The organism is Cobetia sp. SIMBA_158 (assembly GCF_046566945.1).
Taxonomy (GTDB): Bacteria; Pseudomonadota; Gammaproteobacteria; order Pseudomonadales; family Halomonadaceae; genus Cobetia; species Cobetia amphilecti.
In genome coordinates, this window is record NZ_JAWJYL010000020.1 from 1 (window position 1) to 15,303 (window position 15,303).

Annotated in this window: 13 protein-coding genes; 3 read left to right on the top strand and 10 right to left on the bottom strand. The window is 63.4% G+C overall.

The genetic code is table 11. The annotated features are described in order from the left end of the window. Positions 1–315: 315 nt before the first annotated feature. From R2R70_RS18350 to ffh, 10 genes are all read right to left on the bottom strand, one after another. Entirely contained in the window at positions 316–2,121 is a 1,806-nt protein-coding gene (locus R2R70_RS18350) for a single-stranded-DNA-specific exonuclease RecJ (protein ID WP_410978691.1), read from the bottom strand. Between the two features lie 159 nt (positions 2,122–2,280). Further along, positions 2,281–3,672 (bottom strand): threonine synthase, encoded by a 1,392-nt coding sequence (gene thrC / locus R2R70_RS18355; RefSeq protein WP_043336430.1) that lies wholly within the window; start codon positions 3,670–3,672, stop codon positions 2,281–2,283. A gap of 115 nt (positions 3,673–3,787) precedes the next feature. Then, positions 3,788–5,104 (bottom strand): homoserine dehydrogenase, encoded by a 1,317-nt coding sequence (locus tag R2R70_RS18360; RefSeq protein ID WP_153636631.1) that lies wholly within the window; start codon positions 5,102–5,104, stop codon positions 3,788–3,790. Positions 5,105–5,276: 172 nt separating this feature from the next. Then, complete coding sequence (locus R2R70_RS18365) at positions 5,277–6,047, bottom strand: DsbC family protein (RefSeq protein ID WP_410978680.1); 771 nt, start codon at positions 6,045–6,047, stop codon at positions 5,277–5,279. A 39-nt stretch (positions 6,048–6,086) separates the two neighbouring features. Beyond that, positions 6,087–6,992, bottom strand: a complete 906-nt coding sequence (gene xerD / locus R2R70_RS18370) for a site-specific tyrosine recombinase XerD (RefSeq protein WP_410978692.1) — start codon at positions 6,990–6,992, stop codon at positions 6,087–6,089. Positions 6,993–7,262: 270 nt separating this feature from the next. Then, positions 7,263–7,619 (bottom strand): 50S ribosomal protein L19, encoded by a 357-nt coding sequence (rplS, locus tag R2R70_RS18375; protein ID WP_043336437.1) that lies wholly within the window; start codon positions 7,617–7,619, stop codon positions 7,263–7,265. Between the two features lie 196 nt (positions 7,620–7,815). Then, entirely contained in the window at positions 7,816–8,568 is a 753-nt protein-coding gene (gene trmD / locus R2R70_RS18380; protein ID WP_043336440.1) for a tRNA (guanosine(37)-N1)-methyltransferase TrmD, read from the bottom strand. 25 nt (positions 8,569–8,593) lie between these two features. Then, positions 8,594–9,160, bottom strand: a complete 567-nt coding sequence (gene rimM / locus R2R70_RS18385) for a ribosome maturation factor RimM (RefSeq protein WP_082388946.1) — start codon at positions 9,158–9,160, stop codon at positions 8,594–8,596. Between the two features lie 7 nt (positions 9,161–9,167). Further along, a complete protein-coding gene (gene rpsP, locus R2R70_RS18390) occupies positions 9,168–9,419 on the bottom strand; it encodes a 30S ribosomal protein S16 (protein WP_043336448.1) in 252 nt (83 codons plus the stop codon). Positions 9,420–9,642: 223 nt separating this feature from the next. After that, the gene (gene ffh / locus R2R70_RS18395) at positions 9,643–11,079 is read right to left on the bottom strand and encodes a signal recognition particle protein (RefSeq protein WP_054557273.1); all 1,437 of its coding nucleotides are present in this window, start codon (positions 11,077–11,079) and stop codon (positions 9,643–9,645) included. A gap of 384 nt (positions 11,080–11,463) precedes the next feature. On the opposite strand from ffh, the gene R2R70_RS18400 reads away from it, so the two are divergent. The 3 genes from R2R70_RS18400 (at position 11,464) to R2R70_RS18410 (ending at position 15,182) form a co-directional block, all read left to right on the top strand. Further along, complete coding sequence (locus R2R70_RS18400) at positions 11,464–12,261, top strand: inner membrane protein YpjD (RefSeq protein WP_153636634.1); 798 nt, start codon at positions 11,464–11,466, stop codon at positions 12,259–12,261. Positions 12,262–12,360: 99 nt separating this feature from the next. Continuing rightward, positions 12,361–13,638: an HlyC/CorC family transporter gene (locus R2R70_RS18405; RefSeq protein WP_043336457.1), complete on the top strand. Its 1,278-nt coding sequence runs from the start codon at positions 12,361–12,363 to the stop codon at positions 13,636–13,638. A gap of 308 nt (positions 13,639–13,946) precedes the next feature. After that, positions 13,947–15,182: a multidrug effflux MFS transporter gene (locus R2R70_RS18410; protein WP_410978681.1), complete on the top strand. Its 1,236-nt coding sequence runs from the start codon at positions 13,947–13,949 to the stop codon at positions 15,180–15,182. The last annotated feature ends 121 nt before the right edge of the window (positions 15,183–15,303 follow it).

A 15,303-nucleotide genomic window follows, 5' to 3' on the forward strand; every position in this document is an offset into this window, starting at 1 on the left:
TTCTACCCGGAACGCTTGAGAAGTCAAGCACTTGATGATGAGTCAGTCGACTGCCTCTAAGCATCATCAAGCGGTGAAGAGCATTGCTCGATCACCTGTTCCGTAAGGAGTGCGGCGCATTCTAGCGAATCGCCCGGGATTGTCAATCGATGATGTCGAAGTGGACTTCAAAAACATCAAGCAAAACAATCACCTGCAAACCTCTTTCACCGCTGGTAACGCCATGCGTCCCCGGCAGCGGATGCGTACTTTACGCAGGAATCGGCTTGATGGCAAGGGCTTTTTGGCCAGATATCCCTGTCAATTCAAACAAGCTCATGCAGGCACTGCGTGCTCCAGCATCAACTGCAGTGACTCTCTCCCCCGCCAGCGATTGCGCGACAACTTGTAAGCACACTTCAGAGAGGCCCCTACGCCAAATGCCGGTGAATCCCCCGGTGACAGCGCACGGAACCAGATCGCCTTGAGGCGTGTACGCCCGAGCGAGAGCTCCAATGACAGGTGCGTGCCATCGGCGCCTACCGGCCTGAGGCTCTCGACCAGGAAACTGCCCTCGAAGAGAGGCGCCTCGAACTCACGCCCGAAGGGCGCCAGACGCTCGAGCTCATCCAGCGTCTCCAGACTCAACTGCCCTTCCACCAGCTCACCATCACTGAGAATCAAGGGATTGAGCGCCCTCTCCCCCAACTGCTCCGCGGCTGCCTGCTGCAGGGCACGAGTGAAGGTATCCTTTTCCGTCAGCGGCAAGCCCACGCCGGCGGCGCCGCGATGCCCACCGAAGCGCGGTAGGCACTGCGGCGCGAGATCATGGGCACGCTGCAGCGCATCCCGCAGGTGCAATCCTTCGATGGAGCGCCCGGAGCCTGTCAACATGCCGGGCACCGCAGCTGGTGTCAGCACGACGGTCGGTCGCCCGAACTGCTGCACCAGGCGCGAGGCGACAATGCCCTGCACCCCGGGATGACCATCCTCCAGGTGGACCACGATCACCTGATGCCCTCCCCGCAAGGAGGTGAGCGCCAGGGCACGCGCCGACTCCACCATCTCGGCTTCGATCGCCTTGCGTGACTGGTTGTCCTGATCGAGCACTTCCAGCGCACGCTGCGCCGCGTCATCTTCCCGCGCCAACATGAAATGCAGTGCGGCGTACGGGTCATCCAGACGCGAGCGGGCATTGATACGCGGCCCCATCTGGAAGGCCAGTGTCTCGGCATTGAAAGGCACGCTATCCGCCCCGAGCCGTTCTGCCATCGCGCGCCAGCAGGGTTCCTGCATGCGGTTGATCAACGTGAGGCCGAGATTGACCACCGCGCGATTGATCGCACTGCCCCCCAGTGACACACAGTCCGCCACCGTCCCAAGCGCCACATACGACAGCCACGGCGACAGCTTGGGGGCATCGCTCGGCAACCTGCCCTGTTCGATCAAGACATTGCGGGTCAGTGACATGGTCAACCAGGCGACCATGCAGCCGGCAATGGTCGCGTCGGGATAGGCACAGTCATCTCGTGTCGGATTGACGGTCGCGTAGGCGGAAGCCGGCGGCCCTTCCTGAGGCAACGCATGGTGATCCGTCACCACCACCTCTATCCCCGCCTCCTTGAGCAACGCCAGACGCGCCTCATCACTGGAGCCGCAGTCCGCGGTCATGATCAGAGACGGGCGCGGCGACAGCGTCATGATGCGCTCGACCAGCGGCAGACTGATGCCATAACCATCATGGATGCGATGGCCGATCAGGCTGTGAACGCGATCGTAAGGCACATCGAACAGCTCGGTCAGCGTGCGCAGCATCACCACATGCGAGGTGATGCCGTCCACGTCATAGTCGGTGAGGATGCCGATATGCTCCCCCTCGGCGACGGCGCGCGCGATGCGCTCTGCCGCGCGCCGGCCATCGGCCAGCCGTTCGGGATGCTCGATATGCCGGAGCGCCGGCGTGACCAGCGCCTCCAGGGGCGCCTTGCAGCTCTCCAGCGTCAGACGCCCTGCCAGCACACGCGCCTGCAATTCGCTGAGCCCGGTCGCGATGCCCTGTTGATAGAGACGCTCGTCACGCACGCGCGGCTGAATGACCCGCGCAATGCTGGCCGCAAGCGTGCGCTCGTCCGGACGACTCATGGAATCTTGCGAGAATGGGGGCGACACGGGGGAAGTGACAGACATGAAGAGCTCCTGACAAACGACATGGCCGTCATCTCGGCAGCGGACTGCAGACATGACGGCCATGAAAAGATGACTGCCGATCACCCCGAGCGGGCCAACCGGCAGTTGTTGCAATCACCCGCGGCGATTCTCGCGCACGAAGTCCTGCACTGCCGCCAACTCCGCCGGCAGTACGCTGTAACGCTCCTCGCGCTCCAGCAGGTCATGCAGATGCGGCGGCAGATCGACGCCAGCAAAGCCGGCACGCGCCACAGCTTCGGCAAACTTGGCCGGATGCGCCGTCGCCAGCGTGATCATCGGCGTCGCGCTATCGGTGCGGCAGACCTCAGCCGCACGATAGCCGGTTGCCGTATGCGGATCGAGAATCTCACCGGTGCGATGGTGCGCCTCACGGATGACCTCGAGGATCGTCTCGTCATCGACACTGTGGCTGGAGAACAGCTCACGCAGCTTCGCCAGCGGGGCATCCGCCAGTGCTGCCGGTTCCCGCGAGAAGTGCTCGAGCAGCTCACGGATCGCCTGACCATCGCGGCCATAGGCTTCGAACAGCAGACGTTCGAAGTTGGAGGACACCACGATATCCATCGACGGTGCCAGCGTCGCCTTCAGCTCCTGACGCGAGAAGTCATTGGAGGAGATGGTGCGATGCAGGATGTCGTTGGCGTTGGTGGCGATCACCAGCTGGCGGACCGGCAGCCCCATGCGCGAGGCCAGATAGCCGGCAAAGATGTTGCCGAAGTTGGCCGACGGCACCGTGAAGCTGACCTGACGCGCCGGAGCGCCCAGCGCCACACCGGCGGCCACGTAGTAGACGGTCTGGGCCATGATGCGCGCCCAGTTGATCGAGTTGACCGCGACCAGACGCGTGCCGTTCAGGAAGTCCTGATCGGCGAAGCTGGCCTTCACCATCGCCTGGGCATCATCGAAGTTGCCTTCGATGGCGATGTTGAAGACGTTGGGCGCCAGCACGGAGGTCATCTGGCGACGCTGCACTTCGGAGACACGGTTGTGCGGATGCAGAATGAAGATATCCACATGATCGCAGGCACGGCAGCCTTCGATGGCGGCAGAACCGGTATCGCCGGAGGTCGCGCCCATGATCACCGCACGCTCGCCGCGCTTGGCGAGGAAGTGATCCAGCAGGCGACCCAGCAGCTGCAGCGCGACATCCTTGAAGGCCAGTGTCGGGCCGTGGAACAGCTCCAGCAGGTAATGGTTGCTGTCGAGCTGATTGAGCGGCACGACGGCATCGTGACTGAAGGTCGCGTAGGTCTCGCGCACGATGTCACGGAAGGTCTCGTCATCGATGGCGCCATCGACGAAGGGCTTCATGACACGGAAGGCGATTTCCGCGTAGGACTCACCGGCCATCGCCGTCAGCTCTTCGGCGCTGAACTGCGGCAGGGTTTCCGGCACGTACAGGCCGCCATCACTGGCAAGCCCCGTGAGAACCACATCTTCAAAACCGAGCGCCGGCGCCTGGCCGCGCGTGGAGATATAACGCATGTCGTGTCTTCCCGTGGCTCTTGCCACCGTTATGATTCTTGCTCTTCCGGCCTGCGCCGGCTGCCCAGCGGGGCGGTGCCATCACCGTCGATAGCCCCGCCCCGTTTGCCCGCGATCAGGCGTTGTCGTCGAGATCCTCGACACGAATGCGCACCACGGAACCGGCGACATCCACCAGCGCTTCCAGCTGGCGAATCGCTTCGTTCATGTGCAGTTCGCGCGCACGGTGCGTGAGCAGAATGATCGGCACCAGCTCCCCTTCGGTGGCTTCCTTCTGGATGATCGCCTCGATGGAGATGCCCTGCTCGGAGAGGATCGACGCGACACGCGCCAACACACCCGGGCGGTCCACTGCGTGCAGACGCAGATAGCAGGCCGTCTCGATCTCTTCCATCGGCAGGATCGGCAGGGTGTCGCCGTGCTGATTGATCTCGGCGAAGGCCAGATACGGCACACGGTAGCGGTGGTCGGTCGCGATATCGCGCGCCACGTCGAGCAGGTCCGCGACCACGGCAGAGGCCGTCGGCTCGGCACCGGCGCCGGCGCCGTAATAAAGGGTCGGGCCGACAGCGTCGCCCATCACCTCGATGGCATTCTTGACGCCATGCACGTTGGCCAGCAGACGTTCCTTGGGAATCAGCGTCGGATGCACGCGCAGCTCGAGGCCCTTGGCCGTGGCGCGGGTGATGCCCAGATGCTTGATGATGTAGCCCAGGTTATCGGCCTGCTCGATGTCCTCGGCCGTGATGCGCGAGATGCCTTCGGTGTAGGCCTTGTCGAACTGCAGTGGCACGCCGAAGGCGATCGAGGCCAGGATGGTCAGCTTGTGCGCGGCATCGATGCCTTCGACATCGAAGGTCGGATCGGCTTCGGCATAGCCCAGCGCCTGCGCCTCGGCCAGCACGTCCTCGAAGCTGCGACCTTCATCACGCATCGCGCTGAGGATGAAGTTGCCGGTGCCGTTGATGATGCCAGCCAGCCACTGGATGCGGTTGGCCCCCAGGCCTTCACGCAGCGACTTGATGACGGGAATGCCACCGGCCACTGCGGCTTCGAAGGCCACCATCACGCCCTTCTCGGCGGCGGCACGGAAGATCTCGTTGCCGTGGACGGCGATCAGCGCCTTGTTGGCGGTCACGACATGCTTGCCGTTGGCGATGGCTTCCATCACCAGCTGATAGGCGACATCGTAGCCGCCGATCAGCTCGACCAGCACGTCGACCTCGGGATTGCGCGCGACCTCGAAGATGTCATGCGTGCGGCTGACGCCGGTGATATCGCAGTCAGGATTGTCGCGGCGTGCGCCGACCTGTTCGACGATGATCGGGCGTCCAGCACGACGCGCAATCTCATCGGCATTGCGAATCAGCACGTTATAAGTGCCGCCGCCTACGGTCCCTAGACCACAGATTCCTACTTTCACCGGTTTCAACGTCGCTTTCCTCTCTTGTTACGGTATCCAGCCTTGAGGGCCGCGCCACTGTCAGCGACGGCCTTGCCGATCTCACGTCGGTCTATTATCCAGACATCCTGCACGTACGTCTGTCGTGACCACGGTAGCAAGGCAGGACGCCCTGTCAACGCGCAGTCTTGTCGCCTGTGGTTCAGTCATCGATGCCCAGCATGCTGGCAAGACGCTCCACGGGCAGGTAGCCCGGCACCATCTGGCCATCCGGCATCACGATGGCCGGAGTGCCCTGCACTCCCATGCGCGTGCCCAGCTGATACTGGCTTTGCACCGGCGCATCGCAGCTGGCCGCCTGCTTGGGCACTTCGCCTTCATTCTTGATCTGGTTCATCGCCTCGGTGGGATTGTCCGCACACCACACCTGCGCCAGCTCACGCGCGCCCTGCGAGCGCATGCCACCGCGCGGGAAGGCCAGATAGCGCACTTCGATGCCACGTGCATTGAGTTCCGGCACTTCCTGGTGCAGCTTGCGGCAATACGGGCAGGTGGTATCGGTGAAGACACTGATCACCGCCTTGATCTCACCCGCCGGGCGGAAGATGACCATATCATCTTCACTGACCTCGGCCAGCAGCTCGAGGCGCTCGCCATTGGCCTTCTGCTCGCTGAGATTGACCAGCCCCTTGTCGCCATCGTTGCGGTACATCTCACCCACGATCAGATGCTTGCCGTCGATATCGGTAAAGAAGCTCTCGCCACTAGTCAGGCGCACCTCATAGAGGCCGTCGATGGGGCTTGAGGCCAGTGATTCGACCGGCAGCGGCTGGCCATTGACGACGAGCTTGTCGCGCAGATCATCCAGCGCATCAGCCTGGGCCAATGGCGCCACAAGCGTCAGCATGGCGCCGGCGCTCAAGAGGCGGATCGCACGGGACAGGGCCTGCGGACGACGGAAAGACTTGCTCATCAAACACTCCTTGGCGTCCGCGCGCAGAGGGAAGGACACTCAGCCACGCGGATGATGTTCGGCATGCAGACGCTCCAGACGCGCCTGGGCCACATGGGTATAGATCTGGGTCGTGGAAAGATCACGATGTCCCAGCAACAGCTGCACGACACGCAGGTTGGCACCGTGATTGAGCAGGTGCGTGGCGAAGGCATGGCGCAGCGTATGCGGTGACAGAGGCTTGCTGATGGCCGCAGTCACGGCGTGACGCCGGATGCGATGCCAGAAGGTCTGTCGCGTCATGGCCTTGTCGTGTCGGCCGGGAAACAGTGCCGGGCGCGTCTGGTCGGCCATCATCGCAGGTCGGCCAACGGACAGCCAGCGTGACAACCAGTCACAGGCCTCCTCGCCCAGCGGCACCAGCCGCTCACGATCGCCCTTGCCGGTGACACGCACGACACCCTGGCGCAGATTGAGCGCATCGACACTCAGGTTGACCAGCTCGCTGATACGCAACCCCGCTCCATAGAGCACTTCGAGCATGGTGCGGTCGCGCAGCCCGATGGGCGTGTCGAGATCCGGCGCCTCCAGCAGGCGCTCGACCTCCTCCTCATCCAGCGTGCCCGGCAGGCTGGGAATCACGCGCGGCAGGCGCACCTCATGCAGCGGGTCCGCCTCGATCATGCCTTCGGCCAGCGCCCAGCGATAGAAGCGCCGCAATGCCGACAGCAGACGCGCCGTGGAGCGCAGCGCATGCGACTCACGCCGCGAGTCACAGAAGGCCTGCACCTGCTGCGGTGCCACGCTCAGCAACGGCACCGCGTCAGCGCCCGTCTCCGCCTGATCGGCCAACCAGCGCCGCCAGGCCGTGAGATCACTGCGATAGGCGCCGAGCGTATTGTCACTGGCACCCCGCTCTAGCCACAGCGTATCGAGAAAGGCCTCGACCAACGCATCGTCGTCCATCATTCCCGCTTCCCCGTCCTGAATGACGCGCCATCCGCGCTCGCCGTGGCCGTCATGTACCGCGGCACCTGGCCTGCGTGAGCCTCAATTCTACCGTGATGCCCTGACGATGAAATGAACCCGCTGCAAGTCACTGCGGATTTCCCTGGTGCACAAACACGAAGACCCCGCCATGCGATGCATGGCGGGGTCTTCATATGGCGGAGGAGCAAGTGGCAATTCGCTCCCCCGCAGTACTGCCGAGTTCTGCAGTCAGGGAATGCGGAGCGCTTAGCCCAGCTTTTCCTTGATGCGTGCAGACTTGCCGCTACGCTCACGGAGGTAGTACAGCTTGGCCTGACGGACGTCACCACGACGCTTGACGTCGATAGCAGCAACCTGCGGGCTGTAAGTCTGGAAGGTACGCTCGACGCCCACACCGTGGGAGATCTTGCGGACGGTGAAGGCGGAGTTCAGACCGCGGTTACGCTTGCCGATCACCACGCCTTCGAAGGCCTGCAGACGCTCGCGAGTACCTTCGACGACCTTGACCTGGACGACGATGGTGTCGCCCGGTGCAAAGGCCGGGATTTCCTTGGCCATCTGCTCGTTTTCGATCGCCTGGATCAGTTTATTCTTGCTGCTCATCGCTAGCTCCAAATTCGTTAGCATCAATCCTGGGATTGATGTTCGTCATGACCCCGGCACCGCAAACGGCCTTGAACACGGGGATCGACCTTGTGTGTGACGCGCCACGGAACTCCCGCAAGATGACTCCGGGCCGTGCCGCACCTCCGCCACGGTGGCGGCCTTCTCCTGACAGCGAACCTTCGGTTCGCAGCGGTCAGGCCTTGCCTTTCCGGGCGTGCTGCGCGATGAACTCGTCGAGCAGCTTGCGCTCCTCACGAGTCAACGTGCGACTCTCCAGCAAATCCGGACGCCTGAGCCAGGTACGTCCCAGAGACTGCTGCAACCGCCAGCGCTTGATCAGGGCATGATTGCCACTGAGCAGAACATCCGGCACCCGCTTGCCGTCGATGACTTCAGGGCGGGTATAGTGCGGACAATCGAGCAGACCATCGGTGAAGGAATCCTCCTCCGCGCTGGCTTCATGCCCGAGTACGCCCGGCACCAGGCGTGCCACCGTATCGATCAGGACCATGGCCGGCAGTTCCCCGCCAGACAGGACGTAATCGCCGATCGACCACTCCTCGTCGATCTCCTCTTCCACCACGCGCTCATCAATGCCTTCATAGCGTCCGGCCACCACGATCAGACGCTCTTGCGTCGCCAGTTCGCGGGCACCGGCCTGATCCAGCTTGCGGCCTTGCGGGGAGAGATAGATCACACGAGCGTTGTCACCGCCAGCGGCGCGGGCGTCACGAATGGCGCCACGCAGGGTCTCGACCTTCATCAACATGCCGGGACCACCGCCGTAGGGACGATCATCGACCGTACGGTGCCTGTCGGTGGCGTAGTCGCGAGGATTCCAGAAATCGACCTCGAGCAGGCCCTTGTCGACCGCTCGGCCGGTCACGCCACTGGCGGTAATCGCCGTGAACATTTCCGGAAACAGGCTCACTACACCAATCCACACAGGCGTCAGCTCTCTGTGCTTAACATCAGAATTCGGGATCCCAGTCGACGCTCATGCGCCCAGTGGTGAGATCCACATCGCGAACCACCTGATCGGGAAGGTACGGCACGAGCCGTTCCTTCTCATCGATGCTGTCGTCGTTCGGCTTTATCACCAGAACGTCGTTGGCACCGGTTTCCATCAGGGTGCTCACTTTCCCGAGGCGCTGGCCATCCAGCGTTACCACCTCGAGACCTTCCAGTTGATGCCAGTAGTACTCACCGACTTCCAGCTGCGGCAGGTGCTGCTTGGGCAGGAGAATCTCCGCCCCGGCCAGCTCCTGTGCTGCTTCGCGACTGTCGATACCTTCGAGCTGTGCCACCAGGCCCTTGCCATGGCGACGCGCCTGAGCGAGGCGGGCGGGAATCTGCTTCCCGTCCAGCTTCAGCATCCAGCCAGCGTAATCGAAGATGCCGTCAATCGGGCTGGTGTAGGAATACACCTTGAGCCAGCCTTTGACGCCATAGGGGCTGGTAAGCTTCCCCATCACCACGACATCATCGTCATGCGATGACGCTGCGGTCGGCTGCGGGTTGTTCGGTTGAGTAGGCATCCTGGAATCAAGCCTGCTGCTTGCCAGCTTCCTTGATCAGCTGAGCGACACGGTCAGAGACCTGTGCGCCCTGCTGCTGCCAGTGAGCGACGCGCTCGAGATCGACGCGCAGACGCTCTTCCTGGCCGCGAGCGACCGGGTTGAAGAAGCCGACGCGCTCGATGAAGCGGCCATCACGGGCTGTGCGGGAATCAGCCACAGCGAGGTGGTAGAAGGGACGCTTCTTGGCGCCACCACGTGCCAGACGAATGGTAACCATTGCGTAATCTGTCCTTCGTGTTGAAGTGAAAATCGTGCCACAGAACTCGTCTTCGCATGGAGGGTCCACACGAAGAGGCGACATTCTACGGAAATTGGCAAGCCTTGGAAACCTTTTTCCAAGGCCATACACACGCTCCGCGACACGGGGCGTGTCACGGAGCGCAATTCCTGGTGTCAGCGCCCATGTCTCATCAGCGCTGCATCGGGCATCGGGTCAGCAATCAGCGACGCGGGAAGCGTCCGCCGCCCATGCCGCCGGGGCCACCCATACCGCCCATGCCACCCATACCGCCGGGGCCGCCAGGACCACCGCCACCGCCCATCATGCCGGACATGCCACGCATCATCTTCTGCATGCCACCTTTCTTGCCGGCCTTCTTCATCATCTTGGCCATCTGCTTGTGCTGCTTGAGCAGACGGTTGAGGTCCGGCACCTGGGTACCGGAGCCCATGCAGATGCGGCGCTTGCGCGACCCATTGATGAGATCGGGGTTGCGGCGTTCCTTGGGCGTCATGGAGTTGATCATCGCCTCGAGCTTGCCCAGCTCCTTCTCGCTGGCCTGGCTCTGGGCGACTTCCGCCAGCTGACCCATGCCCGGCAGCTTGGACATCAGACTGCCCATGCCACCCATGTTCTTGAGCTGCTGCAGCTGGTCACGGAAGTCCTCGAGATCGAAGCCTTCGCCTTTCTTGACCTTGCTGGCCAGCTGCTCGGCCTTGCTCTTGTCGACGGTGCGCTCGGCTTCCTCGATCAGCGACAGCATGTCGCCCATGCCGAGGATGCGCGAGGCGATACGGTCCGGGTGGAAGGGCTCGAGGGCGTCGACCTTCTCCCCCATACCCATGAACTTGATCGGCTTGCCGGTGATGTGACGCACGGACAGGGCCGCACCGCCACGCGCATCACCGTCGGCCTTGGTCAGCACGACACCGGTCAGCGGCAAGGCTTCGTGGAAGGCCTTGGCGGTGTTGGCGGCATCCTGACCGGTCATCGCATCGACGACGAACAGCGTCTCGTCAGGATTGACGCTGCGGTGCAGGGCGGCGATCTCGTCCATCATGTCGGCATCGACATGCAGGCGACCGGCGGTATCGACCAGCACCACGTCGTGGAACTGGATACGCGCGTGCTTCATCGCCGCTTCGGCGATGGCCACCGGCTGCTGGGAGGAGTCGGAGGGGAAGAAATCGACCCCGACTTCCTTGGCCAGCGTTTCCAGCTGGTCGATGGCGGCCGGACGATAGACGTCGGCCGAGACCACCAGCACCTTCTTCTTCTCGCGCTCGCGCAGGTAGCGTGCCAGCTTGGCGACGGTGGTCGTCTTGCCCGCACCCTGCAGGCCTGCCATCAGAATGACGGCCGGACTGCCCTTGAGCGTCAGACCTTCATTGGCTTCGCCCATGATCGCTTCCAGCTCCTGCTGGACGATCTTGACGAACTGTTGGCCCGGCGACAGGCTCTTGGACACTTCCTGACCGACGGCACGTTCGCGCACTCGCTCGATGAAGGCCTTGACCACCGGCAGCGCGACATCGGCTTCAAGCAACGCCTTGCGCACTTCGCGCAGGGTGTCCTTGATGTTGTCTTCCGTCAGCTTGGCCTGGCCGGTAATCGACTTCAGCGTATGCGACAGGCGATCACTCAAACTTTGAAACATGGGCCTCTCCGGCTAGGGACGTCTGGGGTCCGCGCTGCGGGGACGAGGGCGTAAGCCACCTCGTGACCGGCGCACGGCATGACGCCCCAGCGCGTGAATGGTTATCCTGTCGCGCATTATACGCACAGGGCGGCCGTGTCTCCATGCATGCAAGACTTGCAAGTCGCCATCCTGGCGATGACATGCATGAAGGAAGCAGCGCCGACAATCGTCATGCAATGCGGAGTCTGTCGCCGCGCAGGCCTCATCGCCCGCGAGAGCACGCGACAGGACACCGCGAGTGGATGCAATCCCGGCGGCGCATTCGGTATAGTCTCTGCAGATAGACAGTGCCTCATGCGAGGCCTGATCTCCCGCTACCCTCCGGCACCTGGACAACAGCACATGCAGGCTCTGCCTTTTGCCTTTCTGGCCATCATCTTCTATCTCGGCGCTGGCCTCTGGCAGGGCCTTACCCTGACACGCCGCGTCCCGGCACGCACGCGCCTAGTGCGCAGTCTGGCGCTGATCGCCGTCGCCTGCCATGCCGTCATCGTCTGGGTCACGCTCAACCACGGTGGCGCGCTGCACCTTGGACTATTCGAGAGCGCGTCGCTGGTCAGCTGGGCCATCTGCCTGCTGCTGGTGACCGCCAGCCTGTTCAAGCCGGTGATCGCCGGGGGCGCGGCGCTGTTCCCGGTCGCCGCCGCCTGCGTGCTCGGCGTGATGAATCTGCCGAGCGCCACCACCGAGAACCCGCTCTCCCCCGGTCTGGTCGCCCACATCTTCACCTCGGTGGCGGCGTTGGCCTTCTTCAGCATCGCGGCCATGCAGGCCGGACTGCTGTCGCTGCAACAGCACGCGCTCAAGAAGCGCCATACCCGCGGCATCGTCCAGGTGCTGCCGGCACTGACCAGCATGGAGCGTGCGCTGTTCGAGCTGATCTGGGCCGGCATGATCCTGCTCAGCGTGTCGATCATCAGCGGCACCATCTATCTGGACAACATGTTCGCCCAGCATCTGGCTCACAAGACGGTGCTCAGCCTCGGCGCCTGGATCATCTTCGCCGTGCTGCTGTTCGGGCATCACGTGCTGGGCTGGCGCGGCCAGCGTGCCGCCCGCTGGACACTGGGCGGCTGCCTGGTACTGGCGCTGGCCTTCTTCGGCACCAAGTTCGTGCTGCAAGTGGTATTTTCCCACTAAGCCCTGCCACCCCGACAGAGATCGCTCGCTGCGCCTGATGCATTGCAGCGAGCGTGTCAGTATCATGCGCCTAAATCCGCCACCGAGGACCCTTCACTCTTGAGCGACGACACCCCGTTGGGGCTGCTGTTCGGCCTACTGGTCATCCTGATCATCCTGTCTGCCTTCTTCTCGAGTTCCGAGACCGGCATGATGTCGATCAACCGCTACCGTCTCAGTCACCGTGCCAAGGGCGGTGAGCGCGGCGCCAAGCGTGTTACCCGCCTGCTTTCCCGCCCGGACCGCCTGATCGGCGTCATCCTGATCGGCAACAACTTCGTCAACAACCTGGCTGCCTCGCTGGCGACCATCATCGCGATCCATTACTTCGGTGATGTCTCGGGCCCGGCCGTCTCGACCGCCGTGCTGACCATCGTGGTGCTGATCTTTGCCGAAGTGACGCCCAAGACCATGGCCGCCGTGAACCCGGAGCGCATCGCCTATCCGGCCTCGCTGGTGCTGGAACCGTTGCTCAAGCTGCTCTACCCGCTGGTCTGGCTGGTCAACGGCATCTCCAATGGCCTGCTGCGCCTGTTCGGCGTACGCGATGTCAGCGGCGGCGCCGACAGCCTGACCCGCGACGAGCTGCGCACCGTGGTCCACGAAGCCGGCAGCATGATCCCGCGTCGCCACCAGGGCATGCTGCTGTCGATTCTCGATCTCGAGAACGTCACCGTCGATGACATCATGGTGCCGCGCCAGGAGATCTTCGGCATCGACCTGGACGATGACCTCGACATCATCCTCAGCCATATCCGCGCAAGTCAGCACACGCGGGTACCGGTCTACAAGGGCGACATCAACAACATCATCGGCATCCTGCACCTGCGCAACGCGGCGCGCTTCCTGTCGCTGGACGAGGTCACCAAGGCCTCCATCATCCAGGAAGCCCGCGAGCCCTACTTCATCCCGGAATCCACGCCGCTGCATACCCAGTTGCTCAACTTCCAGAAGCAGAAGCGCCGCATCGGCATCGTGGTCGACGAGTATGGCGATGTGCAGGGGCTGGCGACGCTGGAGGACATCCTCGAGGAGATCGTCGGCGAGTTCACCACCGATGTCGCCGGTACGCATCAGGAGATCCACCCGCAGGACAACGGCAGCTACGTGATCGAAGGCACCGCCAACATCCGCGAGATCAACAAGGCCATCGGCTGGCAGCTGCCGACTGACGGCCCCAAGACGCTCAACGGCCTGATTCTGGAACATCTGGAATCCTTCCCGGATGCCCCGGCCAGTCTCGCCATCGGCACCACGCGCATCGAGATCCAGCAGGTGAAGGACAACCAGATCACCTCGGCACGCTGCTGGCAGGCGGCTCGCACCACGCGCAGCTGACGCCCCCCCCCGCATTGCCACGCAGCACGGCACTCTCGACGACAGGCCCGCCAATTGGCGGGCCTGTCGCGTCTGGGGCACTCCAACTCGCCCAGGTGCTCATTTGCGGGTGCTCATTTGCAGGTGCTCAGATGCAGCTGCTCAGGTGCAAGATCCAGCTGCAATACGGTGTTGCAGACCACGACACGCAAGCGGCCCGAACCCACGCTATGCTGTGCGCGTTCGCGCTCCAGACGTCACGGACCTGCGCCAGAGCAGGCTGACTCACCGCTCCCCCTGCAATGCCCCACAACCTTCGAATGGCCCTCATGACTTCAGCTTCCGCCCCAACGGCGTCCCCCGCCCTGCATCGACAACCTCACTTCACCGTGCTGCTGGCCCTGATGGTGGCGCTCGCCCCGCTATCGATGGATGCCTTTCTGCCCGCTATCCCCGCCATGGCCGCGGAATTCGGTGTCGATCACTCCCGCCTCGGCCTGACCATCACCTTCTTCCTGGCCGGCTACGCCTTCGGTCAGCTGAGTGGTGGCCCGCTGTCGGACAGCCTGGGCCGTCGCCCGATCGCGCTGGGCGGCATCGTGCTGTTCTTGATCGCGAGTCTCGGCTGCGCCATGACGCATAGCCTGGAATGGCTGATGGTCTTCCGTGTCCTGCAGGGGATCGCGACCGGCATGACCGGCGGCGTCTCTCGCACCGTGGTGCGCGATGTCGCGACCGGCAAGGACGCCGCGCGCCTGATGACCAACGTCATGATGGTGCTGATGGCAGCACCGCTGGTCGCCCCCAGCCTCGGCGCTCTCATCCTGGCACTGAGCACCTGGCAGATGGTCTTCATCGGCCTGGCCGTCTATGGCGTGATCGCCGGAGTCGCCATTCGCCAGTGGCTGCCGGAGACCCTGCCTGCCAGCGAGCGCTCACCGCTCAGCCTGCGCGGCGCATTGGCCAGCTATCGCACGGTACTGACCACGCGCGGCGTCCCAGGGCACCTGATGCTGCTGCTGTGCGGCCCCGGCATCATGTTCACCTTCCTGACCAACGCGAGCTATCTCTATCAGGGCGTGCTGGGGCTGAACTCCGGTGAGTTCGCGCTGGCCTTCGGCGCCAATGTCGGCGCGATGCTGATCGGCAACCGCCTCAACCACTTCGGCCTCAAGCATCTGCGCACGCGCAAGCTGGTTCAGGTAGCGCTGTGCATGCAGGGGATCGGCATCACCTGGCTGATCTCGCTGGTCATCACCGACAACGTCCAGGTCGCCACCCTGATCCCGGGCATCCTGTTCGTGCTGGGCGCCGGCGGCATGATCACGCCCAACGTGATGGCCGACTACCAGTCGCTGTTCACACGTGGCCATGGTGCCGCCAATGCCATCTCCGGCACGGTGCTGTATCTCGGCGGCGGCCTCTATGGCGCCCTGGCCAGCCTGTGGCTGAGCGGCGACGACATGCTGGCGGTGCCGCTGGTCATGCTGGGCGCCTGGGCCATCGGTGGCTTCGGCTTCTGGGTCACGCGCCACACCGCTCCCTCCGAGCAGTCCAGCGACTGACGCGACGCCACGCTCGACGCCAGTAGCCATCCGCTGGTCGCCAGAACGTGAAATGCCGCCCCTGCCTGACGATCGTGTCGGCATGGGCGGCATTTTCATGCAGCACTGATAAAAGTGAGCG

Excerpts from the sequence above, each read along its gene's own strand:
- R2R70_RS18400 (WP_153636634.1), top strand. The coding sequence starts at position 11,464 with ATGCAGGCTCTGCCTTTTGCCTTTCTGGCCATCATCTTCTATCTCGGC.
- ffh (WP_054557273.1), bottom strand. The coding sequence starts at position 11,079 with ATGTTTCAAAGTTTGAGTGATCGCCTGTCGCATACGCTGAAGTCGATT.
- rplS (WP_043336437.1), bottom strand. The coding sequence starts at position 7,619 with ATGAGCAGCAAGAATAAACTGATCCAGGCGATCGAAAACGAGCAGATG.
- rpsP (WP_043336448.1), bottom strand. The coding sequence starts at position 9,419 with ATGGTTACCATTCGTCTGGCACGTGGTGGCGCCAAGAAGCGTCCCTTC.
- R2R70_RS18350 (WP_410978691.1), bottom strand. The coding sequence starts at position 2,121 with ATGAGTCGTCCGGACGAGCGCACGCTTGCGGCCAGCATTGCGCGGGTC.
- xerD (WP_410978692.1), bottom strand. The coding sequence starts at position 6,992 with ATGGACGACGATGCGTTGGTCGAGGCCTTTCTCGATACGCTGTGGCTA.
- R2R70_RS18365 (WP_410978680.1), bottom strand. The coding sequence starts at position 6,047 with ATGAGCAAGTCTTTCCGTCGTCCGCAGGCCCTGTCCCGTGCGATCCGC.
- thrC (WP_043336430.1), bottom strand. The coding sequence starts at position 3,672 with ATGCGTTATATCTCCACGCGCGGCCAGGCGCCGGCGCTCGGTTTTGAA.
- R2R70_RS18410 (WP_410978681.1), top strand. The coding sequence starts at position 13,947 with ATGACTTCAGCTTCCGCCCCAACGGCGTCCCCCGCCCTGCATCGACAA.
- rimM (WP_082388946.1), bottom strand. The coding sequence starts at position 9,160 with ATGCCTACTCAACCGAACAACCCGCAGCCGACCGCAGCGTCATCGCAT.